This is a genomic window from Parabacteroides sp. AD58 (assembly GCF_023744375.2).
GTDB lineage: Bacteria > Bacteroidota > Bacteroidia > Bacteroidales > Tannerellaceae > Parabacteroides > Parabacteroides absconsus.
The window spans coordinates 826,048-850,646 of sequence record NZ_CP146284.1 but is presented as its reverse complement, the minus strand read 5'-3'; the positions used below and the strand labels follow the sequence as shown (position 1 = coordinate 850,646).

Sequence of the window (24,599 nt, the reverse complement as noted above, 5' to 3'; positions counted from 1 at the left end):
AGAAAAGGGATTTAGCGCGCTAAATCCCTTTTCTGTATTTGAAGAATCATTCATGAAGTTGAGTCATTAGTAAATAGCTTTTGCTTCGATGACACATTCCAAAGCACTTGAATTGGCAGCAGCGCTCACTTCTTGGAAAGGGCCGTACCAATAACAGCCAAAACTCATGGTGTTAGGATCGTAATCGCGGGTAATGATCGATTCTGCATTTTTAATGATGAAATCTTTATAGATCGCATTGTTGGTCACCTTATATAGAAAGCCAAGGTGACGGATAAAGATGCCTTTGAACTGAACGCCATCCCGACTTTTGGCTACCTGCGGATTCATTTCGCAGAGAATTCCTTCATCGTTGACAAGTTCTTTCGTAATGGTTGCCTGTGCAATCTTTTCTGCCATGCTCAGGTATTTCTTATCATGAGAATGCAAATACATTTCTGTCAGCACGGCAATGGCTACGCCCTGATTGTAGGTATAATGAGCACCCCGGTTAGGCATGCAGTCTTCTTTGTTCAGTCCGTCTTCTATTTGCTGGATGTCTGTATTATACATTCCCGTTTGCAGATACCAGTTCACTTCTTTCTTAAACCAGTCTGCATACATTTGTTTCCCCGTTTCATTGTAAAGCCGGATTGCCGTTAAGGCAAACAAATTATTGGCAATAGAGTTTTTGTATTGCAACGGATTCTTTTTCCAGAATGAACCGCCTCCGCATGTGTCATCACTCCAGCCTGTCGTCATATCCTTAAAGATGGTTTCCGCCATGTCAAGGTATTTTTTATCGTTAGTCAAACGGAAAGCATTGATCCATGCCAAAGCCCACCATCCTTCATCATCATAATAATCATTGATAAAGTTATCACAATAACGAACTACCTGGCCTGTTGAATCAGCAATCGGATAATGTTTGGCCTTGTTGTACACATCTTCGATTACCGGAACAATCTCTCTTTTATTTTTAGTTACTTCTGCATAGCGGATGACTGCAGTCAGCAGGTTGGCAGAGTTCCACCAGCCAGCCGTTTCCCAGATCCCGGTTGAGTCTGTTCGCCAAGTCAGAGAGCGTTCAAGACTGGCGTGCATTTTCGTGTCAAAAGGAGTATGTTTATTCCCTCCACAAGCCGAAAGAAGCAACACCATAGCTGTTGCTACGAAATACTTTTTCATCATAATTAATTCAGGATAATTGTTTCAACGAGTTGCAAAGATACGCATAGTGTTTCAATAAAACATGAATATTCATTTTTTATCTGCATTTACTTAGAAAAACCGTGCGATTTGCTTGAGAAAACCGGGTAAAAACAGATTGAATAAAAAATGTAAAATCCTATTATTATATGAATATCTTTATTACTTTTACCCAAAAGAGTTTTACCGCCATTGTATTGGTTTTGGCTGGGGCGGACTGTATAAAAACTAAATGCGGTTATGGTGAAGGGTATCAAGAATCTGATCTTCGATTTTGGAGGTGTATTGATTAATCTCGATCGTACGGCTTGTCGGGAAGCCTTTGAAAAGTTGGGTATAGCAAGTATTCATGAAAGTGTTTTAGACGATTACCGTCAGAAGGAACTGTATATGCAGCTGGAATCAGGAAATATTTCGGCTGCCGCTTTTCGTGCGAGCATGCGGCGTCTGTCGGATCAGCAGTTGACCGATTCTCAGATAGATGAGGCTTGGGTTTCTATCTTAGGTGATATTCCAAGTTATAAATTGGACTGGCTGCTCGAATTGCGTAAGCAGTATCATATACTTCTGCTGAGCAATACAAACAGTATTCATTGGCAATGGGCCGTGCAAAACAGATTTCAGTATAAAGGACACAAGGTGGATGACTTTTTTGACCGGATTTATCTTTCCTATGAACTTCACATGCAGAAACCGGATGTAGAAATATTCAAATTCGTTTTACAGGATTCGATGATTACGGCTGATTCAACGTTTTTTATTGATGATTCGGCTATCAATTGCAAGGCTGCAGAAGCTGTGGGCATTCAAACGTATTGTTGTCCTGCGGGTTCGGACTGGACTTTCCTGTTTAAATAGAGAAGAAAAGGGCAGAGGACAAGATGCAGGTCCTGCTTTGGCATTAACCGAAGGAATCCGTACCTCTGCGTTTCTGTGATCGTATTCGTTTACTTTTGCCAGGAAAGATAATCGTCGAACGTGCAATTTTGCAGGTTGGGAATAACTTTATATACTTTGTCTTTTAATGTTTCTTCCGGATTTGTTGTGCTTAAGCCGATAACCCGCATGCCGGCACGTGTTGCTGCTGTGATTCCAGCAAATGAATCTTCGAAAACAATGCAATCTTCCGGATTGCGTTTCAGGTCTTCGGCTGCCAGTAAGTAACACATCGGATCAGGTTTCCCTTTTGTGATCCGGTTTTCAGAAACGAATGTGTCAAACAAGCCTTCTAAATTCATTTCCTTGAAAGCTCTTTTCATCTTCTTGTTTTCTGAGCTCGTCACCAGGCCTACTTGTACACCATTTTCCTTTAGCATTCTGACAAATTCGATTGAGCCCGGTACAGGTGGAAATGGCATGTGGCTTTCAAAAGCTTCCGATTCAGCTTGAATCTGTTGCCGTTCTTCCTCTGTCCGGTCAGAGAAATATTTCTTCAATATATTCGACATGGTTGTCCCTTTAATGACAGCGGCAAAATGAGGAATACCGGTATGATAACGTATCCCTGCTTCGTCCCAATATTGATCATATAATGGTTCGGTATTTGCCAGAACACCATCGAAGTCAAATAACGCAGCTTTGATTTGTTTCATAGACAGTTGTAATTAAATAAGAAAGGGCAACTCTATAGATTCACCTATGGAGTTACCCTTTTATCATGAATAAAATATCAGAAAAACTGATTATTTGATATTCGGATTCAATTTATTCCATTCTGATACTGGAGGAAGAACGCCCATAGCGATTACTTCATCACGCAGTTCGCACAAGTGAGCATAGCTCTTGTCCAAAGCAGCCTGTTCTTCAGCTGTTCCATTCAGAGCAGCACAGTGGCAACCATCAGCAGTGATAGAAGTTTCCCAAGCCATCATGATGTGATCATATTTATCGTTAGATACATATGTACCTGCCGGCCAACGGAAAGCTTTTCCACCCATAGCAGCACCGATCATTTCGATAGAAACATAAGCCGGGCTCTGGAAAGAAGAACGACCACGCAAGTTGATGATGTTAGCACCACCTTTAGTTACTTTCTGCTGGATTTCAGCCCACTGTTCTTTAGTCAGAGCATCTGTACCGATGATATCCAATAGCGGTTTGCCATTTACTTTTGCAGTAGAAGCAAATACGGCCATCTGTTCGCCGTGACCACCATAAGTACGGCAGTTTTCAACAGCGTCCATAGATACACCGAAATGTTTAGCCAATTCGCTGCGCAGACGAGTTGAATCAAGAGCAGCCAATGTAGTAACCTGGCTTGGTTTCAAACCTGAATATAACAAAGTGATCAAACCTGTGATATCAGCCGGGTTGAAGATAATAACGATGTGCTTAACATCCGGGCAATACAATTTTACATTCTTACCGAATTCTTCAGCGATAGCTGCATTACCTTTCAGTAAGTCTTCACGTGTCATACCAGCTTTACGAGCTGCACCACCTGAATTAACGATATATTTAGCACCTGTTAATGCTTCTTTGATGTCGGATGTGAAAGTGATGTTTACACCTTCGAAACCACAATGGAACAATTCTTCAGCAACACCTTCCAAACCCGGAGCATACGGATCGTATAAACAGATGTTTGAAGTAAGACCCATCATAATAGCTGTTTGAGCCATGTTAGAGCCAATCATACCAGCTGCACCAACAATAGTCAGCTTTTCATTTGTAAGCACGTTCATAGAGCATTATTATTTTTAGTTGTTCTTATTGTAAGACAAATTCTTGACATCGCAGTCCTGAGTTTGTCTTGTTATTTTATAGTGCAAAAATACAAAATATATTCTTTCCACCTATCATCTATGGATTAATTTCAAATGTTTCAGAAAGTTTTTCAAAACAGATTTGCCAAGGATGGGAAAAGGAAAAATTTCTTTATTCATAAAATAAACGGGAATCGAAAACGAAACTGATTAGCATCAAAATCGATTCTCGTTGGTTTTATTTTTGGAAGCTGTTGGGTAATAAAAAATTCATGCCTACTTTTTCATCGAAATACGCCGGCTTTTTGTCAATTTACGCCGGGAATTGATGAAAATACGCCGGCTTTTTCGTGTTTCATAATTCCGATATTTGTAATGTTTCGGTTTTTTCCTACCTTTGTCAAATCATGTTGTGTGTATTCAGGAAAAGTTCTTTAGACGAATAATGACCATTTCTCTGAATATAGCCAAATAGAAATAATAACATAAAACAAGTTAGTGTATCATGAAAAAGAAAAACTTCTGGTCGGTGGTACTGGCCGCTTCATTGGCGTGGATGAGTTGTCCGTCGTTCATGAATGCCGCAGAAACATTCGACCCTGTTGAGTACGTCAGTCCGCTGGTCGGTACTCAGTCTACTTTTGAGTTGTCAACCGGAAATACGTATCCGGCTATCGCCCGTCCGTGGGGTATGAATTTCTGGACACCGCAGACAGGAAAGATGGGTGATGGTTGGCAATATGTTTATACGGCGAATAAGATTCGTGGTTTCAAGCAAACGCATCAGCCGAGTCCGTGGATCAATGATTACGGACAGTTTGTCATCATGCCGGTTGTAGGCAGTCCTGAGTTCGATCAGGACAAGCGTGCCAGCTGGTTCTCTCATAAGGGAGAAGTGGCAAAAGCCTATTATTATAAGGTATATTTAGCCGAGCATGATGTGGTAACAGAGTTGACACCGACCGATCGTGCTGCCATGTTCCGTTTTACCTTCCCGGAGAATGATCATTCATACATCGTTGTGGATGCGTTGGACAAAGGTTCGTATGTAAAGGTGATCCCGGAAGAAAACAAGATCATTGGTTATACAACCAAGAACAGTGGCGGTGTTCCTGACAATTTCAAGAACTATTTCATCATCCAGTTTGATAAACCGTTTACTTACAAGGCTACCTTTGCTGATGGCAAGTTGAGTGAAGGAAATGCAGAACAGCAGGCTGATCATGCTGGAGCTGTTATCGGTTTCAAGACAAAGAAAGGTGAGATTGTTCATGCCAAAGTTGCTTCTTCATTTATCAGCTATGATCAGGCTGCCATCAACATGAAGGAATTGGGTAATGACAGTTTCGATACCTTGGTGCAGAAAGGAAAAGAGGCCTGGAATGAAGTCTTGAGCAAGATTGAAGTTGAAGGCGGAAACCTCGACCAGTATCGTACGTTCTATTCTTGCATGTACCGTTCGCTGCTGTTCCCACGTAAGTTCTATGAACTGGATGCAAATGGAAAAGTAGTACACTACAGTCCGTACAACGGTCAGGTTTTGCCGGGATATATGTACACCGATACAGGTTTCTGGGATACATTCCGTTGCCTGTTCCCGTTCCTGAACCTGATGTTCCCGTCAGTCAATAAGGAAATACAGGAAGGTCTGATCAATACGTATAAAGAAAGTGGTTTCTTCCCCGAATGGGCAAGTCCGGGTCACCGTGGCTGTATGGTAGGAAACAACTCGGCTTCTGTCCTGGTAGATGCCTATATGAAAGGCGTAAAGGTAGAAGACCTGAAGACTTTGTATGAAGGATTGATTCATGGTACAGAGAATGTACATCCGAAGGCTTCTTCAACCGGACGTCTGGGTTATGAATATTATAATGAATTGGGATACGTTCCGTATGATGTCAATATTAATGAGAATGCGGCCCGTACTTTGGAATATGCTTACGACGACTGGTGTATTTACAAACTGGCGAAAGATTTGAAACGTCCGAAGAAAGAAATAGATCTGTTTGCTAAGCGGGCGATGAATTACAAGAACCTGTTCGATAAGGAAACTAACCTGATGCGTGGTAAGAATAAAGACGGCAAGTTTATGTCTCCGTTCTCTCCACTGAAATGGGGCGATGCTTTCACTGAAGGTAACAGCTGGCACTATTCTTGGTCTGTTTTCCATGATCCGCAGGGATTGATCGACCTGATGGGTGGAAAAGATGTCTTTGTCCAGATGCTGGATTCTGTATTTGCCGTTCCGCCTATCTTCGATGACAGCTACTATGGTGGTGTCATTCATGAGATCCGTGAAATGACGGTAATGAATATGGGTAACTATGCGCACGGAAACCAGCCTATCCAGCATATGATTTACATGTATGACTATGCGGGTGAGCCTTGGAAGGCACAGTATTGGTTGCGTCAGGTAATGAACCGGATGTACACTCCGGGACCGGACGGTTATTGCGGTGATGAAGACAATGGTCAGACTTCAGCCTGGTATGTCTTTTCTGCTTTAGGATTCTATCCGGTTTGTCCGGGAACGACCCAGTATGTGATGGGTGCTCCGTTGTTCAAGAAGGCAACTTTGCATTTCGAAAATGGAAAATCGTTGGTGATCAATGCACCGGCCAACAGTGCAGAAAACTTCTATATCAAATCAATGAAGCTGAATGGTCAGGATTATACAAAGAACTATCTTGATCATAATGATTTGATGAAGGGTGCTGTTTTGGATATTGAGATGGATAATCAGCCGAATAAGCAGCGTGGAATCCAACCGTCGGATTTCCCGTATTCATTCTCAACCGAGAAGAAATAAGCTGAATCTGATATTCAGCTTTTAGAGCAGGCACGATTTATATTGATTTGCACTTTTAATTGGATTATTATAAGTGAAATCTATGTAAATCGTGCCTATTTTATTTATCTTTACCCCTAAAAATATTAAATCATTATTGTATGAAGAAAGTATATAAATCAACACTCGTTGTTTTGGCTTCTTTGTTCCTGTTAGGTTCATGTACGCCACAGGCAAACAACAAAGCCGGAACGACGAAGTCGCCCATCGAGTATGTAAATCCATACATGGGAAATATCAGCCATCTGCTGGTACCGACGTATCCGACGGTGCACCTTCCCAATTGTATGATGCGTGTTTATCCCGAAAGAGCCGATTTTACAGGCGACCGTCTGGGTGGTCTGCCTCTGATCGTTACCAGCCATCGCGGAAGTTCTGCTTTTAATCTGAGTCCGTATCAAGGAGACGAAAGCGGTTTACAACCGGTTATTCCTCTGAGTTATGACCAGGAAAAACTGACTCCATACCGCTATCAGGTTTATTTGGATGAACAGAACATCGATGTCGATTTTGCTCCATCCCGCCAAAGTGCGGTGTACAGCCTGACATTCGAGAATGAAGCTCCTTCTTATCTCGTATTCAATACGCGAAGAGGAGAGATCGAGGTAAATGGAAATGCCGTAAGTGGTTTCCAGTATATTGAAGGAAACACGAAAGTCTATCTGTATGCGGAAATCGACAAGACACCCGAAAAGGTCGGAACCTTAACAGATGGAGCCGTAAAGACGGATGTCTTGAAGAAAGAAGGTGAGAATGCTGCAGTTGTGATGGCTTTTCCGTCGAATGTAGGTAAAGTGGGTGTTCGTTACGGTGTTTCATTTATTGATGTAGAACAGGCGAAGAAGAATTTGCAGCGTGAGATTGCTGCCTATGATGTAGACGTAGTAGCCAAGGCCGGACAGAATGCCTGGAACCAGGCGTTGGATAAGATTGAGGTGGAAGGTGGTACCGAAGATGACAAGACTGTCTTTTATACTTCACTGTATCGTTGCTTTGAGCGTCCGGTTTGTATCAGCGAAGATGGCCGTTATTACAGTGCTTATGATGGAAAAGTGCATGAAGATGGCGGACGTCCTTTTTATGTAGACGACTGGATTTGGGATACCTATCGCGCTACGCATCCGTTGCGTGCGTTGATTGATGCCCAGAAAGAAGGAGATATTATCAATTCTTTCCTGCTGATGGCAGATCAGATGGGTACAGGTTGGATGCCGACTTTCCCGGAAGTAACTGGAGATTCACGTCGCATGAACTCGAATCACGGTGTGGCAACTGTGATTGATGCTTACCGGAAAGGTGTCCGTGGATTTGACTTGGCCAAGGCGTATGAGGCCTGCCGTAAAGGAATAGAAGAAAAGACGTTGATTCCGTGGTCGGGAAAACCTGCCGGCTGGCTCGACGAGTTCTATAAGGAACATGGATATATTCCGGCTTTACGCCCGGGTGAGAAGGAAACAGTTCCGAATGTATCAGTCTGGGAGAAGCGTCAGCCGATTGCTGTCACATTAGGTACGTCATATGACCAGTGGTGTCTGGGACAGATTGCTCAGGAATTAGGTAAGAAGGATGAAGCAAATTACTACCTGAAGTGTTCGTACAACTATCGGAATGTATTTAATCCTGAAACTGGATTCTTCCATCCGAAAGATAAAGACGGCAAATTCATTACTCCATTGGATTATCGTTATGACGGTGGTTTGGGTGCTCGCGATTACTATGATGAAAACAATGGCTATATCTATCGTTGGGATGTACAGCATAATATTGGAGACTTAGTCTCTTTGATTGGTGGAAATGATAAGTTTACCGCTGCTTTGGATGATATGTTCAATACACCGTTAGGCATGTCGAAGTGGCAATTCTATTCTACTTTGCCCGACCATACGGGAAATGTGGGTATGTATTCGATGGCTAATGAACCGAGCTTGCATATTCCGTATCTGTATAACTATGCAGGAAAGCCGTGGATGACACAGAAACGTATCCGCACCTTATTGACACAATGGTTCCGAAACGACCTGATGGGTGTTCCGGGTGATGAAGACGGTGGCGGAATGTCGGCTTTTGTTGCCTTCAGCCAGATGGGATTTTATCCGGTTACTCCGGGAATGCCGTCGTATAATATCGGTAGTCCGGTCTTTACAAGTATGAAGATGCACCTGAGCAATGGAAAGACATTTGAGATCAAGGCAAACAATGCTTCGCCGGAAAATAAATATATCCAGTCTGCTCGCCTGAATGGTAAAGAACTGAATCAGGCTTGGTTTAACCACAGCGATATCATGGATGGTGGAGTGCTGGAAGTGGAAATGGGACCGAAAGCTAATAAGTCGTGGGGCACAGCAACGCCTCCGCCTTCGGCTGCTCCGATGCCATAAGATAAATTGTATATTTGCCCTGGGATTCGTCTCAGGGCATTTTTATATCCAGCAGAAAGAATCACCAGGTTTGGCCAGACAGCTATTTGTTTTAGAACGTAGTAAATAAAATCTGACAGGAAGATTTGTTTTTCTCCCGGACCAGTGAAAAATATAAAAAGGTATTTGGAACGAGCGACTTATCTTTCTACTTTTGCATTCAAAATCGAATTAGTATAGCATGTTAAAGAAAATAGTTATTCTAACCCTATTTGGAGGATTTGGCGCCATTCTCCCGGCGAATGCACAAGAAAATCGGGTAGATTCGATGGCTACAGTAATCCAAACTACGCCTGATACGGTTGCAAAACAAGTGTTGATGATTGATGGGAAACCGATGACCGAGAGACAGATGAAACGCTATTATAAACAGATGCGTCGTGATTCGATCCGGGAAACAAAGAATATCTGGTGGTCTGTTTTGGGCGGGCCTTCCTATACTCCTGAAAGCTCACTGGGTGTTGGTGGAGCAGTTTTATCAAGTTTCCGTTTTCATCGGAATGATTCCATTACCAAGCGGTCTTTTATTCCTGCCGGCTTCTCTATCTCTTTAAATGGTACTTTTGTCTTGGCTGGGGCTGGAACACTTTTCTTCAATGAGAATAAATTCCGGGTTTATGTCAATTATAGTTTCCGCAACGAACCGGCCCATTATTATGGAAAAGGTTATGAAACGATTGAAAATGTTCAGCGAGGTGATTCTACAACTAAATATCATCGTACATATTTCCAATTATATCCACGCTTTGTGTGGGAAATTAAGCCGAACTTGTTTGCCGGAACATTATTTGAGCTGAATCTGACTCGGGCAACAGATGTTAATCCGGTGATGGCTGCCGATCCGTATTTCCTGAAGTTCAAACCCAAATATGTGAATATTGGTGTCGGTGGGTTGTTGCAATACGATACACGTGATGATGTTGCAACGCCTACTTCAGGTATGTTGGTAAGTGGAATGGCTAAGCTCTTTGGAAAATATTTAGGCGGAGCTTATAATTATGAACTATTCGAAATGGAATACCGTCAGTTTAAGAATGTCTTCCGTCCGCGCAGTACCTTGGCATGGGTTGCCAAAACGCAGATTGGAGTAGGAGATGTCCCTTTTTCTGAATTACCGTCGTTTGGTTCTCCGTTTGATCTTCGTGGTTATTATATCGGCGAGTATCGAGATAAATCAATGGCTTACGGGATTTTAGAATACCGGCACATGTTTGGTAGCCCGGCTATGTATAAAAGTGGAAATTTCTGGGCGAAGTGCGGTTTTGTGGCTTGGGTAGGAACAGGAACCATTGGCAATACACCTTTTGTAGATTGGAACAAATGGAAATTTAATTATGGTGCCGGTATTCGGATTCAAGTACAACCCGGAAAGAATTTCCGCCTCGACTTGGGAAAAGATCCTTCCAATAAAGGAATTTCATTCTATATGAATATGACGGAAGCATTCTGATCAAGAGAATGCTTCCGTTTTTTATGCTGAATCCAACCTGCTTAATCTAACAGTTTCGGATTAAATAGGAGATAACCGATATTAATGCCGAAATTGAAGTTCTTACTTGGATAGCTATATCCGTTGGCATACAGGCTTATACTGGTAAAGGGCAGATGAACAACAAAAGCCGCTTCTCCCATATATTGGAATGAATGGAGAAACTTCCCGTAATAAGGAAGAGTTACCATATAATTATTCTCCAGTATTTCTGTGTGCTTCTTGATTTCATAGAGCGGTAAGAATCCATACAGATCGAATCGGAAGTGTGCGAATTTTCCTAACTTGAGAATCGGAGAAACTCCGAATGCTGCATATTGATTGGCCCGGAAAGCTTCGTTGAACACGATCGAACTATGTGGTGTTGGCGTAAATGCCGGTGCCTGAATAATTGATGCCGTATAATTCTCCATCAGATTTTTACTTGATAAGACGAGTTCTCCACTATAGCCCCAGTTGAACAGACGGCTTAATTCGTGATATTGTTCCCAATGCGCTTTCATTTGCAGCCAGCTGTGTGTATTGTTTTTAGTTGGCTCGGTTGGAACATTTGGCGTATATTTTTCAGTCCCGGTTACGTATTGGGCAATTAACGTCCGTTTAACTCCTGTGATTGGGTAATTCTTCGTACTCAGAGAATTCTGTTCAATATTTAGTGATCCGGAAAACAAATTGTAGCGACTGTGTTCATAATCACGGTCGGCAAACGATACATCCGTATTCTGGTAATAATAATCGTTTAACTGGCCGTAGCTGAAACCAATCTCTGCCTTGGCCCGGTTTAAGAACGGGAAACCCAGTTTGAGTTTCATATATAATTCATGTTGTTTGATAAATGCCGGAACGACATCTTCGTAGAACAAAGACTGGCTTTCTGAATAGCGTTTGTAGGAGAACACACCTTGCCAGTTGATATACGTGGGAATGCGGGTTTGCAGGTACATACGTCCGTTCAGCATAACACCACTGAAAGAATTACCTACCTGGAAATCAGCGTTCATATCGGCGGCATATCTTCCTAAATAGCGGTAGCCTAAACCCAGATAAAGCTGATTAGCCTGATGTGATGAAATGTTGCCTCCCAATCCAATATTAATTTCATCAGACATAGTAATGTGTAAATGCAGGTCGAATGTTTTATTCAATCGGTTATAGATAGCTTTGGGTGTTATTTCCTTAATTTTAGAATAGGCTAATATTTTAAAGTAAACCCGCTTGAACTCTTCCATCGAGAATTCTTGGTTAATGTCTCGGTGCAATTGTGACTCAATATATTTTTGTTGGGCTTCTGATACTCCGGTAATGTAGATATTCTTGAATACCAGCGGTGGAAGGCTTTCCTTATATTGCTTTCTTCTGAGGTTTAATGAATCAATTGGCATTTTTCGGTGTACACGGCCTTTGATTGAATCAATGAGACTAAGAGTCCGTTTATATCCTAACTCCATAATTTCATTTGCTTTCTGGAAATCGAGTAGGGAAACATCCGGCATATCAAAACGGATAATCATGCCGTCATCTTCATCTACCTCATAATTGGTTTCCTGCATGATCATGGTTTCTATCTGGTTATAAGGATTATCAGACGGTTTGCTCTTGCCAGTACTCAGAGCAACTCCGAAGATAAAGTCGGGGTGAAAATCTTCTTTCATCGTTTTGACCGGGAAGTTATCATAAATGCCACCATCGAACATTGGGACGCTGTCTTTCCAGACAGGTTTGAAGAATAACGGAAACGTCATGGATATACGGACTGCTTCTCCTAAATCTCCATTTTTGAAAACGACAGGTTTCTTATTGTAGATATCAGAACCGATACAACGAAAGGGAACGAAGAGGTTGTCAAAATTCCAAGCCGCCTTTGCTGTAGCTTGGGCATACAAGCCCATGAATGCTTGGTTCATCTGAATGGGATTAATCAGACTTTGTGGTAGAAAGTTTGTCTTGATCTGTAGTGAATCAGATATGTCAATAGAAAAATGGGCCATTTCTGGTGTAGGGTCTGGTTTGCGGAAATAATACATATAATCATCTTCAACTGTTCCAGTCTGCCAATAGCCAAATTCTTTCGACAAGAGGAGTTGCAGCATTTCTTCTGGTGTGTAGCCCATGGCGTATAGACTCCCGATGATAGCACCAACGGAAGTACCCGTAATGTAGTCGATCGGAATTTCATTTTCTTCAAAAGCCTTAATAACTCCAATGTGAGCTGCTCCTTTAGCTCCACCTCCACTCAAAACCAATCCGACCCGTTGTGCCTGCAAAGAGTTTATGAGTATAAACAAGAAACTGATAACAATTGAAACCCGCTTCATAAAAAGTATATCGTAATTTATTCCAAAAGTAAGGAAAGTATTTTAGAAAATCAAAACGGATATAATCAATTATTGGTTTATGTTGTAAATTCAGGAGCAATGTATAAAAGGATTATTCTTTGCCTTTGTTGGATGTTGGAGAAATAAAAAGAGAAGAAATATAAAAGAAAAGTGGGCAGTGATGGATTCGAACCACCGAAGGCGTAAGCCAGCTGAGTTACAGTCAGCCCCATTTGGCCACTCTGGTAACTGCCCAGAATTAATTGACAATTGAAAATTGAGAATGGATAATTTATTTCATTGTAAATTGTCAATTCTCCATTGTCAATTCTTTTGAGCCTCTTGTCGGATTCGAACCAACGACCCCGAGATTACAAATCACGTGCTCTGGCCAACTGAGCTAAAGAGGCAAAGAAATATTTCAAAGAAAGTGGGCAGTGATGGATTCGAACCACCGAAGGCGTAAGCCAGCTGAGTTACAGTCAGCCCCATTTGGCCACTCTGGTAACTGCCCTAGTCAATTGACAATTAATAATTGAGGATGGACAATTTGTATTAATTGTAAATTATCAATTCTCCATTGTCAACTTTTTTTGAGCCTCTTGTCGGATTCGAACCAACGACCCCGAGATTACAAATCACGTGCTCTGGCCAACTGAGCTAAAGAGGCATTATTTGTTTTTTGTCATTGAGAACGTTTATTTCTCAAATGCGGTGCAAAGGTAGGACTTATTTTTGAATTTGCAATACTTTTGATTGGAAAAATGTGAATTATTTTTCATTCTTCCAATATATATAATTCAGAAAATACTGTTGCACATACACATAAAAGAAGAATCCACTGTCGGATATACACAAAACCCCTTGATAAAAGCAATGAGTTTTATCAAGGGGTCTCTAAATAGGTGTCTAAAATTAAATCTGCTTACAGTATTCAGTCAGCTTTTCAGGGGTCACGTTTGCTGCGATGATAACTCCATTTTCGTCGATCAGAAAGTTTCTCAATCCTTTCTCCAGCTTATACTTTCTGAAGACATCTGACTGCCGCCCTTCCTTTTCGTGCAACTGGTTGGTGCCATTCAGTTTATCGGTCGCAACCGTTGCTTCGAAAACCGATGTTTTCTCATCCAGTGAGATGGAATACATGGCCAAGTTACCGGAAGTGGCATTCCACTTGTTTACTTCATTCCATAACCGGATATTGCGGGCTCTGGATTCTGCGTCATAAGCAGCCCAGAAATTGATCAAGGTGTAATGTCCGGCCTGGTTCTGAAAATGAATCTCTGTTTCATTTTCGTTCAACACTATTCTCGGTGCAAGGTCACCCGGGTTCGCACCCTCAGTAGGCTTTGCGTCTTTCGTATCAGCTGCGATTCCGAAGAACAAAGCTGATCCTACGAGAAGATAGGCTTTTAATTTCATATTTAAAATATTACGTTAGACATGACCGGCAAAGGCTGGGTTTGTTTTCCTGCCACAGCATCTTTATCCCTAAACATGCTGTCCGGCTCCTGATTCTCAGGAATAGATGAGAAGCTGCTTTCGCTAAAGACAGCTTGTCTCATACTTGTTTTCGGCTGCAAAGATACGAGTTAATTCCTTATCTTCTTATGCTTTATATCAATTTTCGACAAATTGACAAACTTTTTTATATGTTATTTAGCCTAAAAATAGGACGTTTTGCTTCTTTTTTATGTACTTAAAAAAGTTAAAAAGGTCTTTTCCCCTTTTTAACTGGCTAATATTGGCATCAGGAAACATAATTCCTTTTATCTTTCGGGGAATAAATAATACGATGATACAAAATGCTTAAAATATTTTAATAAAATAATGGCTACTTATTCTATAACAACCTTGGTAGAGAATTGTGTTTACCACCGCAAGCTGGAGGCTGAGCATGGTTTGTCTTTGTATGTCCGAACACCCGAGAAACGGATTTTGTTTGATACCGGACAAAGTGACCTATTGATTCGAAATGCTGTTTTACTGCATATTGACCTGAAAACGGTGGACGCGCTGGTACTTTCGCACGGGCACAGTGATCACACCGGCGGACTTAGGGCTTTCCTGGCTGAAAACGACCGGGCGACGGTCTTTTGCAAGCGGGATATCATGAACCGGAAATTCAAGAAAGAACGTGAGAACGGCTTGCTGGATGCTGCGTCGCTTGACCTGAGCCGTTTTAGTTTTGTAGACGAAGTGACCGAGATTTTCCCCGGCGTGGTGCTTTGCCCGGATATTCCGCTTTGCCAGCAGGAAGATACGCATTTCGATCATTTCTTTACTGAGGTGGATGGGCAGCGTATTCCGGATACGTTTACGGACGAATTGGCTGTTTTTTTGCTGACCGATACGACGTATTCAGTCTTGAGTGCCTGTTCACACCGCGGTATAACGAATGTTTTGCAGCAAGGCGAGGCTCTTTTCCCGACACGCCACCTGGATACATTGATCGGAGGTTTCCATATTCATACGGCAGGAGAAGAGAAATATCAGGTCATTGCCCGTAGTTTGGCCGGAAAACATCCGTGGCAACTGGGTATTTGTCATTGTACTGGTGTAGATCAGTTTGCCCGTTTTTGTCGAGATTTTAGTGAGTTGGTCTTCTATAATCATGTGGGCACCAAGGTGGAGATTGAGTAGGAATGGGGGACAAAAAGCCGGTCACCGGGACAAGGAAGAACATTTATCCTTCGGGAAGTAAGAAAAATCAGGTTTTTATGTACATTTGCACCCGAAATTTAAACATAATAGAAATATGTCAGTAGCAAAGAGAGACGATGATATGCGTAAGGTAACGACGCATCGTCTGTTTGAAATGAAGCAGCGGGGTGAGAAGATTTCCATGCTGACTGCATATGATTATTCCATGGCTACCCTGATTGATCAGGCAGGAATGGATGTGATTCTGGTAGGTGATTCAGCTTCGAACGTGATGGCCGGTAATACGACGACTTTGCCCATCACTTTAGATCAGATGATCTATCATGGCAGGTCGGTGGCGAAAGCCGTAAAGCGTGCCTTGGTGGTAGTCGATCTACCTTTTGGTTCTTATCAGGGAAATTCGAAAGAGGCGCTGGCTTCGGCTATCCGGGTGATGAAGGAAACACATGCCGACTGCATCAAGTTGGAAGGCGGGTCGGAAGTACGCGAATCAATCGAACGCATTTTGTGTGCCGGTATTCCAGTGATGGGTCACTTGGGATTGACGCCGCAGTCGATCAACAAGTTTGGTACTTACACCGTGCGTGCCCGTGAAGAAGCTGAAGCCAAGAAACTAGTGGAAGATGCTCATCTGCTGGAAGAGATCGGCTGTTTCGCGTTGGTGCTGGAGAAGATTCCGGCCGTCCTGGCCGCCCGTGTGGCGAAAGAAATCCGTATTCCAGTGATTGGTATCGGGGCCGGTGGCGATGTCGACGGACAAGTATTGGTAATGCATGATATGTTAGGCATCAACCAGGGCTTCTCTCCGCGTTTCCTGCGTCGTTATGCTAATTTGGCAGAAGTCATCACAAATGCTGTCCAGCAATATATCGAAGATGTGAAGCGTTGCGACTTCCCGAACGAAAAGGAACAATATTAATCGCAGGGAATATATTATGCGGTCAGAATTATTGATCGGCGCAGCGTCGTCGGGTAGCGGAAAGACTACTTTTACACTAGGATTATTGCGGGCAATGGCTCGCAGAGGATTCGTCGTGCAGCCATTTAAGTGCGGGCCGGATTATATAGACACTCGTCATCATCAGATGGCTGCTGGGCGCTCGTCTGTCAATCTGGACCGTTTTATGATGTCGGAAAAGCATGTGGAAGAAGTGTATCGCCGATATGCTTTTCCGGCTGATATCGCTATAACTGAAGGCGTGATGGGTTTGTTCGACGGATACGACGGCATGCAAGGTAGCAGTGCCGGGATCGCTGCAGAATTGGATATTCCCGTTGTTCTGATAGTCAATGCCAAGAGCACGGCATATTCGGTTGCTCCTCTGTTGTATGGCTTCAAACATTTCTATCCAAAAATAAGGATTGTCGGAGCCGTTTTCAATTTTGTGGCTTCCGAGAATCATTATTATTATCTGAAGCAGGCCTGTTCCGATGCCGGCGTGGAGGCATTGGGTTATTTGCCCAAGCAGGAAAATATCGCAATCCCAAGCCGCCACTTGGGGCTGTCGCTGGATTCTGATTTCTGTTTCGATGAGTTTGCCGACCGGATTGCCGATCTGGTTGATAAGTATGTGTGCGTGGACAGGCTGCTGGAACTGACCACGGTTACCGGGAAGTCAGAATACAGTAGACCGAAAGCGGATATCCAGCAAGAATCTTTTGGATCGTTGCGGATAACCATAGCACGCGATGCAGCCTTCAATTTTGTCTATACCGAGAACATTGCTTATCTCGAGCGGCTGGGAACCGTCACTTATTTCAGTCCGCTGACTGATACCTCTCTTCCGCCTACAGATTTCCTTTATTTACCGGGTGGCTATCCGGAATTGCACCTGCCGGCTTTGTCGGAAAACCAACCTATGCTCGATGCTATTCGTTCCTATATTCGGGAAGGCGGACATGCGTTGGCCGAATGCGGAGGCATGATGTACCTCTGTCGGGCTATTATCGGGCAAGACGGTCATACGTTCCCGATGGTTGGTGTTTTAGACCAGACGGCTACCATGCAGCCCATGAAACTGCGATTAGGTTATCGTACCTTGCAATGGGGCGAATTCAGGCTGTCTGGGCATGAGTTCCATTATTCGTCTATCGTGCCGGCTGAGAATGCGTTGCCTTCATGTGTAACAGCCTTTTCTGCCTTAGGACGTCAGGTAGATACGCCGCTGTATCACTACCGGAACTTACTGGCTGGATATACACATTTATACTGGGCCGATCCGGCATCAAACGCGTGGCTACATCATTTCTTGGAAAAATAAGGATAAGAAAGGTATTTATCCTTTGGAATTATCTGTATCTTTAGCCTAAAATTTGGAAGATCATGAAAAAACAACTTGTTTTCAACCGGCCTGTATGGATTTTCCTGTTGTTTCTAGTAGGAAATTTTCTGTTTATCAACCTGAATTTCCGGTATTGGTTTCATTTCATGGAACAGTTTATGATGTTTCAGACAACATCCGTTTACTGGAAAGAGTTGGCCGCACAGTTGGGTGGCTGGAATGAATATATAGCTGAATATTTGACTCAGGCGTTTTCTTTCACTTCCGGACCGGCTTTCCTTGTCACGGCCTTGTCTGGTTTGATAGCTTTACTGTTTTACCGGTATCAGCAAGCTTGTTGCGGGAAGGCTTCGATGGGAATTTCCATCTTGCCGCTTTTCCTGTTTTGGCTCTTTCCTTCCGAAACCATTGTCCCAATGTTGGTTCTTTTATGGGCATTGGCGGGAACTGTAGTCTGCCAGTCCGTATCAGACTGGAAAGTCAGGTGGGGCATTGGTGTGCTGCTTGTCCCACTACTGTATTATGTGGCGGTGCCGGCTCAATTTCTGTATGTTGTCTTGCTACTGCTACACGAATGGATGCAGGCAGGTAAAGGCAAGCCTTATCTGTATAGCGGTATTTTGCTGGGATGGGCTTTTCTGTTGCCGTTGGTGGTGATGCGGCTTTGGTTGGTCATCCCGATGCGTGAAGCCTGGATAGGAAAGTATATGTATCATCCCGAATATCCGGTGCCGCAGTCTTTCTGGCTGATCTTTCTTTCTTTTCCGGTCCTGACACTCGTTGACCGGCTGTGTGCGAAATGGCGGGAACGGATACCGCCGAAGCAATGGCTGGTAGTTACTGAATGTGTCCTTTGGGCCGGATTAATGGCGGCTCTAATTGTGCTACGGAAAGACCCGATGCGGCAAGCCTATCAATATGATTATTATGCCCGAAACGGAGCTTGGGACAAGATTGTCGTTCATGCAGAAAAGGAAGGTGTGCATGATTTTGATGCCTTGGTCTATGTTAATCTGGCCTTGTCGTACACCGGACGTCAGACCACCGATCTGATGAAGTTCCCCCAAGTGGGAGAAACCGGCTTTATCCCGCATGATCCGCGAACAAGGTTAGGATTGATTCAGGCCAGCGAAGTAGCCTGGCAAGTCGGGCAGGTGAATGCTGCCCAGCGCTTTGCTTTCGTTGGTGTGTTGAGTTCACAGCGTTGTGTTCAGCCGCGGCTGATGAAACGCCTTGTCGAGACTTATCTGGTGAACGGCGAATACCGGGCGGCCGAGAAATATATCCGGATACTCGAACATACACCACGCTATAAGGTCTGGGCTGCCGAACAGCGGCAATACTTGGGCGAGAAAGAAAGTCAGTCGTCCGGATTGATTCAGGCGAAGCGAGCTTTCCTGCCGGTAACTGACAATCCTTTTGACCTGACGAAGACGTTGCCTAGCGCTTTGGCCTTTCTGATTGATGATCATTCTGACAACCAGGCGGCTTTTGATTATGGCATGTGTTATCTGCTGGTTTATAAGAATCTGTCGGCCTTCATGCATTATATGCCTCTGTACAAGGAACGACATCAGTCGTTCCCTAAATTATATCAGGAAGCCATCTGTCTTTACTATGCTTCGAAAGGGAAGCTGGCTGAAGCGGCTAAGGATTATCCCATAGATGCCGAAGTGACCGGTCGGATGCAACAGTTCCTGAAGACGGCCCGTTCCTTGTCTGTCACCAACCTGAAACAACTGTATGGTGATACTTACTATTATTATACGGAGTTTATGCCAACCCCAAAACAATAAGGAATATGGAAACAATTTATATCAGCCAGTATAAAAGAAGTCTGATCTGCACGCTGTTCTGTTGTCTGCTGCTGACAGCCTGCTCTTGGAATGTGCGGCAGCCCGAGAATGCTTCTGTCCAGGAAGAAGAGCCGGAAATCTTTCCGGATTATCGGGATGTGACCGTCCCGGTAAATATTTCGCCATTGAATTTCCGCCTGACGCGGGAATGCGAACATCAGTATGTCCTGATCACTGGAGAGAAAGGTGGACGCCTTGAGTGTGACGGCGAACGCAGTCTCCGGCTCGATCCGGATGCTTGGAGAAAATTGCTGGAAGAAAATGCCGGTGGCACTTTGACGCTCGTGTGCTCATCACTGGAAAAAGACGGTTGGAAAACGTGGAAACCGTTTCAGATCCATGTCGATGAACGCCCGATTGACAGCCATCTGGTTTATCGTTTGATTGAGCCCGGGTATGAGAAATGGCATATTGTGGGCATTTATCAGCGGGATCTGGAATCGTTTGATGAGAAAGTGATTATCCGGAATGACATGACGGGCTATAATTGTATGAACTGCCATGCCTTCTGTATGAATGATCCGAACCAGATGATGCTGCATATGCGTGCCGTGCATGATGGTACTTATATCATCCGGGGAAAAGAGATCGAGCGGCTGAAGACCAAGACGAAGCAGACCATCAGTAACCTGACTTATCCTTATTGGCATCCTTCGGGAAAATACATCACAACATCGGTCAACGATATTAAGCAGTTCTTCCATGCCGTCAAGGAGAAGAAAATGGAAGTGTTCGACTTGGAATCGGATGTCGTGGTTTATGATGTGGAACAACATAAGATACTCTCGGCAGCTTCGCTGATAACAAAGGATGCCTTTGAAACCTTCCCGGCTTTTTCGCCGGATGGCAAGTGGCTGTATTTCTGTTCGGCTCCAGCTCGGGAAATGCCGGCAGAGTATGACAAGGTGCGCTATCATATCTGCCGGGTAGCTTTTGATGCCGGAAAAGGAACCTTGCAGCTGCCTGTGGATACGGTGGTTCGTGCTGACAGCCTCAGTTACACATTCCCCCGAATATCGCCGGACGGCCGATTCCTGATGTACACTGAAACAGCTTATGGACAATTCCCGATCTGGCATAAGGATGCGGAAATACGGATGCTGGAGCTGGAAACCCACCAACCGGTTGATATGACCTCGTTGAATAGCACGGATACGGAAAGCTATCATTCGTGGAGCAGCCAGAGTGACTGGGTGGTATTCAGTAGCCGTCGTGACAACGGTTTGTATACACTTCCCTATATTTGCCGTATCGGGGTAGACGGTCATCCGGCCAAGCCTTTCCTTTTACCACAGGAAGATCCGGAGAAATATGATTATCAGCTGTATTCCTATAATCTGCCGGAGCTGGTGACAGGCGAAGTGACGCTCGATCCGTATGCTCTTCAGCAGAAGGCCCTGAATGGCACGGCAGAACAAATATCTTTTGAGTGAGATTGATTATAAGTGATAAATGAATATGACAAAAGTACAAGAATTACTGGCCCAGCTGCCAGACGAAAAGAAGGCCCTGTTTGTCCCGGTTTTCGGGTCTGCAGAGCGTTTTTATACCATTGTTTATCTTATAGCGAAAAATGAACACCTGACGGAACAGGAAAAACCGGATCGATATGAAGATCGGCTGCAGATGATCCGGCAGATCCGCCGGAAAGTGGAACGGCTGGTCGATTCATTTGGCTTGCCAGGTGAAGATATTGTGGCAGATATTGCCAGTGATTACTTTGAAGATTATGTGCAGTATCAGGAGCCGGATTTCCAGATCACGAATGAAGCCTTTGTTGATGTGATCCGGAAGATTTCGCAACTGGCTTGATCACAACTATCATAAGCTGTCGGAAATGGAAGAAAAGAATAGGCATATTACACGAAAAGTGGTTTGGGGCTATTTGCTGTTACTGCTGATAGCTGTATGTGCTGTGGGATATGTTTATTCAATCATCCAGCAGCTGGCTGTCGAAGACAAGCCGGACACATCGACGCGTGACAAAACCTATCTTGTCACCAATACGCTTACTTTATTATATGAGAGTGAAGCGATGGGGCACATTGTTGGAAAATCGAGCAATGAACTGATAAACTTCAACCGAACTCTGAACAAGGCAGACAAGAATTTGGATTCCCTGCGCCTAATGCTTTCAGACACCATCCAGCAATTGAAGGTCGATACGATTAAATATCTGTTGCGGCAGAAGAGATGGAATACCCTGAAGCTGTTGGAGACACTGAATGAATGGAATGCTGGACAGATTTATATGGAGAAGATCCAGCAAGTTATCGCAGTGCAGGATTCTGTAGTAAAAGTTGAAAGGCCAGATACCATTCCTCAGCCGGTCGTGCGGGAAATTGTGGAGGTGAAGCAAGATACGGTTGTGGTGACCAAAAAGGAGAAAAAGGGCTTTTTCCGCCGTTTGGCAGAGGCTTTCTCGCCAAAGGAGGAAGCAGATACCAATTATGTAAAGAATACAACCCGTCAGCTGGTAACCGATACGGTGAAAATTGTCTATAATCCGTCGGATACCATCATTCAAGTATTGAGGAACTTGCAGGATACAGTAGCCGATCGGCGTGAGCAACTGGCTAATACCTTACTTCAACGGGCCAATAACCTACGTTATAATAACTCGGTATTGACCAGCCGGATTAATCAGATGTTGCGGGATATTGAAGAAGAGTCGGTCCAGCAATCGATTGACCGGATGCAGCATAAACAGAGCTTGCTGAAAGAAACAACACGGCTGATCGGAGGAATCGGCCTGATCGCTATTATTGTAGCCATTGTTTTCCTGGTCATCATCATCCGGGATATTTCGCGCAGCCATTATTACAGGCAACAACTGGAGAAAGCCAAACAATACGCGGAAGATCTGCTGCGCAGCCGTGAGAACCTGATTCTGACAATCAGCCATGACATCCGGGCACCGCTTTCGTCTATCATCGGCTTCATTGATCTGCTGCTGAAGCGCAATCCAGACGAACGTCAGCGTTATTATCTGGATAACATGAGTGGTTCGTCCAAGCATATTTTGTCTTTAGTAAACGACTTACTGGATTTCCACCGGCTGGAAGCCGGACAGATTGAGATACATCCGGTGCCTTTCTCTGTCTCTACCCTGATACAAGAGATTTATGTGAGCTTTGATCCGCTGGCCGAAGCCAAAGGACTGAAACTGCGGTTGGATGTGAAGTCTGGCTATATGGAACAGACTTATCTAGGTGACACCAACCGCTTGAGACAGGTTATTAATAATCTGCTGTCGAATGCTATCAAGTTTACCCCTGAGGGAACTGTTGTCTTGCGGGCCGCCATTACGAAAAAGAACGAAAAGATGTATGAACTGGACGTCACTGTCTCGGATGCTGGACCAGGTATTCCCGAGGCTGAGCAGGAACGCATTTTTGGTGATTTTACCCGTCTGCAGGGAAGCGAGAAAGTTGAAGGATTCGGATTGGGCTTGTCGATAACCCGCAGGCTGGTGGAACTGTTGAAAGGCACATTGAACTTGCATAGTGTTGTCGGACAGGGTAGTGACTTTATCCTGACGCTCCCGATTCCTTTATCAGATGTCGTCTTGAAACAGGCAGTTGTAGAGGAAGAAGCGGAGCCGGAAGTTGTTTCTCTGGCCGGAGAGCGGACTGTCTACTGTTTGCTGGTTGATGATGATGCCATCCAGCTGGCCTTGACGGAAGAATTGCTCAAACGGAGTCGGGTAGAGGTTGTTTGTGTTTCCAATCCGCATGCTGTATTGGATATATTGAAGAATACGGTATTTGATGCGATCATTACTGATATTCAGATGCCGGGTATGGACGGTTTCCATTTATTAAAGATGATCCGTGAATCAGGTATTCAGGGAACAGACAAAGTTCCGGTAATAGCTTTGTCAGCCAGCGTAGCGAATGAACATAGCCATTATATTGAAGCCGGCTTCACCGGTTTCTTGAGCAAACCGTTCACGGCCGTCCAGCTGATTGAACTGTTGAACCAGTTGCTGACGGTGCATTTAGAGCCGGTTGTCAAGATTGACTTTTCAACATTAACGGCTTTTGCCGGCGAAGATAAAGAAGCTTCTGCCTCTATCTTGAAGACATTCACTGAAGAAACTAATAAGAGCATCGACTTATTGAGAAAAGCCCTGCAGGAAGAAGATCGCTCGGAAGCCTCACGTCTTTCCCATAAATTAATTCCATTGCTGACCATGTTGGGCGCGAACAACTTGGTCCAAAAGCTGCGAATTCTGGAAAGAAACGACGAAAAGGAGCTAACCCGAGAAGGCTGGAAGGCTCTTTTGGCAGAAGTGATCGACAATGTGACTGACATTGTGCGGCAGGCTGTGGAAAACTGCTGCTGATGTGTGGAATAGTTGTGTGGAATTATTCCACACATTCCCCGATCAAATTCCACATATTTCTACGTCTTTTGGGGTATATCTGTGGCCCAGTACCTGCTATCTGGGTTTATTGGATGATTTTTTAGCGGAAAAACGACTTTTATGAGCATAAAAGAAGAGTTTGGCACGACTTTGGTATATATATTAGTGACATACATAATAAGTGTTTCTACATTTATCCGTTTTTATAGGTTAAGTCTTACTCAATAAGGTAAAAAGAGTAGTAAGTTAAAGTGTTTTTTTGATTAAGTCTGCTAATAAGAGGCACCTCGTGAGAGCAAGCCTCTTTTTTACTGAAATCTAACTAGTGAGAAGTTCCCGAATTAAGACCTTTGGGTTTTAGTTCGGGAACTTGCTTTTATGCAGCAGCTCTTTCCGTTTTTTTGATAGAAAACGCTAAATAATTACACGAACGGTTACAGATTTACTAATTATTCCTATATTTGTA

At 43.8% G+C, this 24,599-nt stretch carries 16 protein-coding genes and 4 tRNA genes; 11 read left to right on the top strand and 9 right to left on the bottom strand.

The features are described 5' to 3' along the window. Positions 1-66: 66 nt before the first annotated feature. Positions 67-1,170 (bottom strand): glycoside hydrolase family 76 protein, encoded by a 1,104-nt coding sequence (locus tag NEE14_RS03580; protein ID WP_251966468.1) that lies wholly within the window; start codon positions 1,168-1,170, stop codon positions 67-69. A 258-nt stretch (positions 1,171-1,428) separates the two neighbouring features. On the opposite strand from NEE14_RS03580, the gene NEE14_RS03575 reads away from it, so the two are divergent. Further along, positions 1,429-2,046 (top strand): HAD family hydrolase, encoded by a 618-nt coding sequence (locus tag NEE14_RS03575; protein ID WP_251966467.1) that lies wholly within the window; start codon positions 1,429-1,431, stop codon positions 2,044-2,046. 89 nt (positions 2,047-2,135) lie between these two features. Here NEE14_RS03575 and NEE14_RS03570 read toward each other — a convergent pair whose 3' ends face one another. After that, positions 2,136-2,780, bottom strand: a complete 645-nt coding sequence (locus NEE14_RS03570; protein ID WP_251966466.1) for an HAD family hydrolase — start codon at positions 2,778-2,780, stop codon at positions 2,136-2,138. Between the two features lie 90 nt (positions 2,781-2,870). After that, a complete protein-coding gene (locus NEE14_RS03565; protein WP_251966465.1) occupies positions 2,871-3,872 on the bottom strand; it encodes a malate dehydrogenase in 1,002 nt (333 codons plus the stop codon). Positions 3,873-4,398: 526 nt separating this feature from the next. On the opposite strand from NEE14_RS03565, the gene NEE14_RS03560 reads away from it, so the two are divergent. From NEE14_RS03560 to NEE14_RS03550, 3 genes are all read left to right on the top strand, one after another. Next, positions 4,399-6,702, top strand: a complete 2,304-nt coding sequence (locus NEE14_RS03560; protein ID WP_251966464.1) for a GH92 family glycosyl hydrolase — start codon at positions 4,399-4,401, stop codon at positions 6,700-6,702. A 140-nt stretch (positions 6,703-6,842) separates the two neighbouring features. Continuing rightward, entirely contained in the window at positions 6,843-9,119 is a 2,277-nt protein-coding gene (locus tag NEE14_RS03555) for a GH92 family glycosyl hydrolase (RefSeq protein WP_251966463.1), read from the top strand. A 220-nt stretch (positions 9,120-9,339) separates the two neighbouring features. Next, positions 9,340-10,608, top strand: coding sequence for a BamA/TamA family outer membrane protein (locus NEE14_RS03550; RefSeq protein ID WP_422394674.1), 1,269 nt, complete (start codon positions 9,340-9,342; stop codon positions 10,606-10,608). A gap of 41 nt (positions 10,609-10,649) precedes the next feature. Here the strand turns inward: NEE14_RS03550 and NEE14_RS03545 are convergent, their stop codons facing one another. The 6 genes from NEE14_RS03545 to NEE14_RS03520 form a co-directional block, all read right to left on the bottom strand. Further along, on the bottom strand, positions 10,650-12,962 hold the full coding sequence (locus tag NEE14_RS03545; RefSeq protein ID WP_251966462.1) for a patatin-like phospholipase family protein: 2,313 nt from the start codon (positions 12,960-12,962) through the stop codon (positions 10,650-10,652). Between the two features lie 172 nt (positions 12,963-13,134). Continuing rightward, positions 13,135-13,217, bottom strand: a tRNA-Tyr gene (locus tag NEE14_RS03540). 81 nt (positions 13,218-13,298) lie between these two features. After that, positions 13,299-13,372: transfer RNA gene (locus tag NEE14_RS03535), tRNA-Thr, on the bottom strand. 21 nt (positions 13,373-13,393) lie between these two features. Continuing rightward, positions 13,394-13,476 (bottom strand) — tRNA-Tyr (locus NEE14_RS03530). Between the two features lie 82 nt (positions 13,477-13,558). After that, positions 13,559-13,632, bottom strand: a tRNA-Thr gene (locus tag NEE14_RS03525). A gap of 245 nt (positions 13,633-13,877) precedes the next feature. After that, entirely contained in the window at positions 13,878-14,384 is a 507-nt protein-coding gene (locus tag NEE14_RS03520) for a thioredoxin-like domain-containing protein (protein ID WP_251966461.1), read from the bottom strand. A gap of 408 nt (positions 14,385-14,792) precedes the next feature. Between NEE14_RS03520 and NEE14_RS03515 the strand changes: the two genes are divergently transcribed. The 7 genes from NEE14_RS03515 to NEE14_RS03485 all read left to right on the top strand — a co-directional run bounded on the left by NEE14_RS03515 (position 14,793) and on the right by NEE14_RS03485 (position 24,112). Next, entirely contained in the window at positions 14,793-15,605 is an 813-nt protein-coding gene (locus NEE14_RS03515) for an MBL fold metallo-hydrolase (protein WP_251966460.1), read from the top strand. Between the two features lie 115 nt (positions 15,606-15,720). Further along, positions 15,721-16,545 (top strand): 3-methyl-2-oxobutanoate hydroxymethyltransferase, encoded by an 825-nt coding sequence (panB, locus tag NEE14_RS03510; RefSeq protein WP_251966459.1) that lies wholly within the window; start codon positions 15,721-15,723, stop codon positions 16,543-16,545. Positions 16,546-16,561: 16 nt separating this feature from the next. Further along, a complete protein-coding gene (locus NEE14_RS03505; RefSeq protein ID WP_251966458.1) occupies positions 16,562-17,887 on the top strand; it encodes a cobyrinate a,c-diamide synthase in 1,326 nt (441 codons plus the stop codon). Positions 17,888-17,949: 62 nt separating this feature from the next. Continuing rightward, positions 17,950-19,704, top strand: coding sequence for a DUF6057 family protein (locus NEE14_RS03500; RefSeq protein WP_251966457.1), 1,755 nt, complete (start codon positions 17,950-17,952; stop codon positions 19,702-19,704). Between the two features lie 5 nt (positions 19,705-19,709). Further along, positions 19,710-21,197 (top strand): TolB family protein, encoded by a 1,488-nt coding sequence (locus NEE14_RS03495; RefSeq protein ID WP_251966456.1) that lies wholly within the window; start codon positions 19,710-19,712, stop codon positions 21,195-21,197. Between the two features lie 25 nt (positions 21,198-21,222). After that, positions 21,223-21,576, top strand: a complete 354-nt coding sequence (locus NEE14_RS03490; RefSeq protein WP_251966455.1) for a hypothetical protein — start codon at positions 21,223-21,225, stop codon at positions 21,574-21,576. A 25-nt stretch (positions 21,577-21,601) separates the two neighbouring features. Then, positions 21,602-24,112, top strand: a complete 2,511-nt coding sequence (locus tag NEE14_RS03485) for an ATP-binding protein (protein WP_251966454.1) — start codon at positions 21,602-21,604, stop codon at positions 24,110-24,112. Positions 24,113-24,599 lie beyond the last annotated feature (487 nt).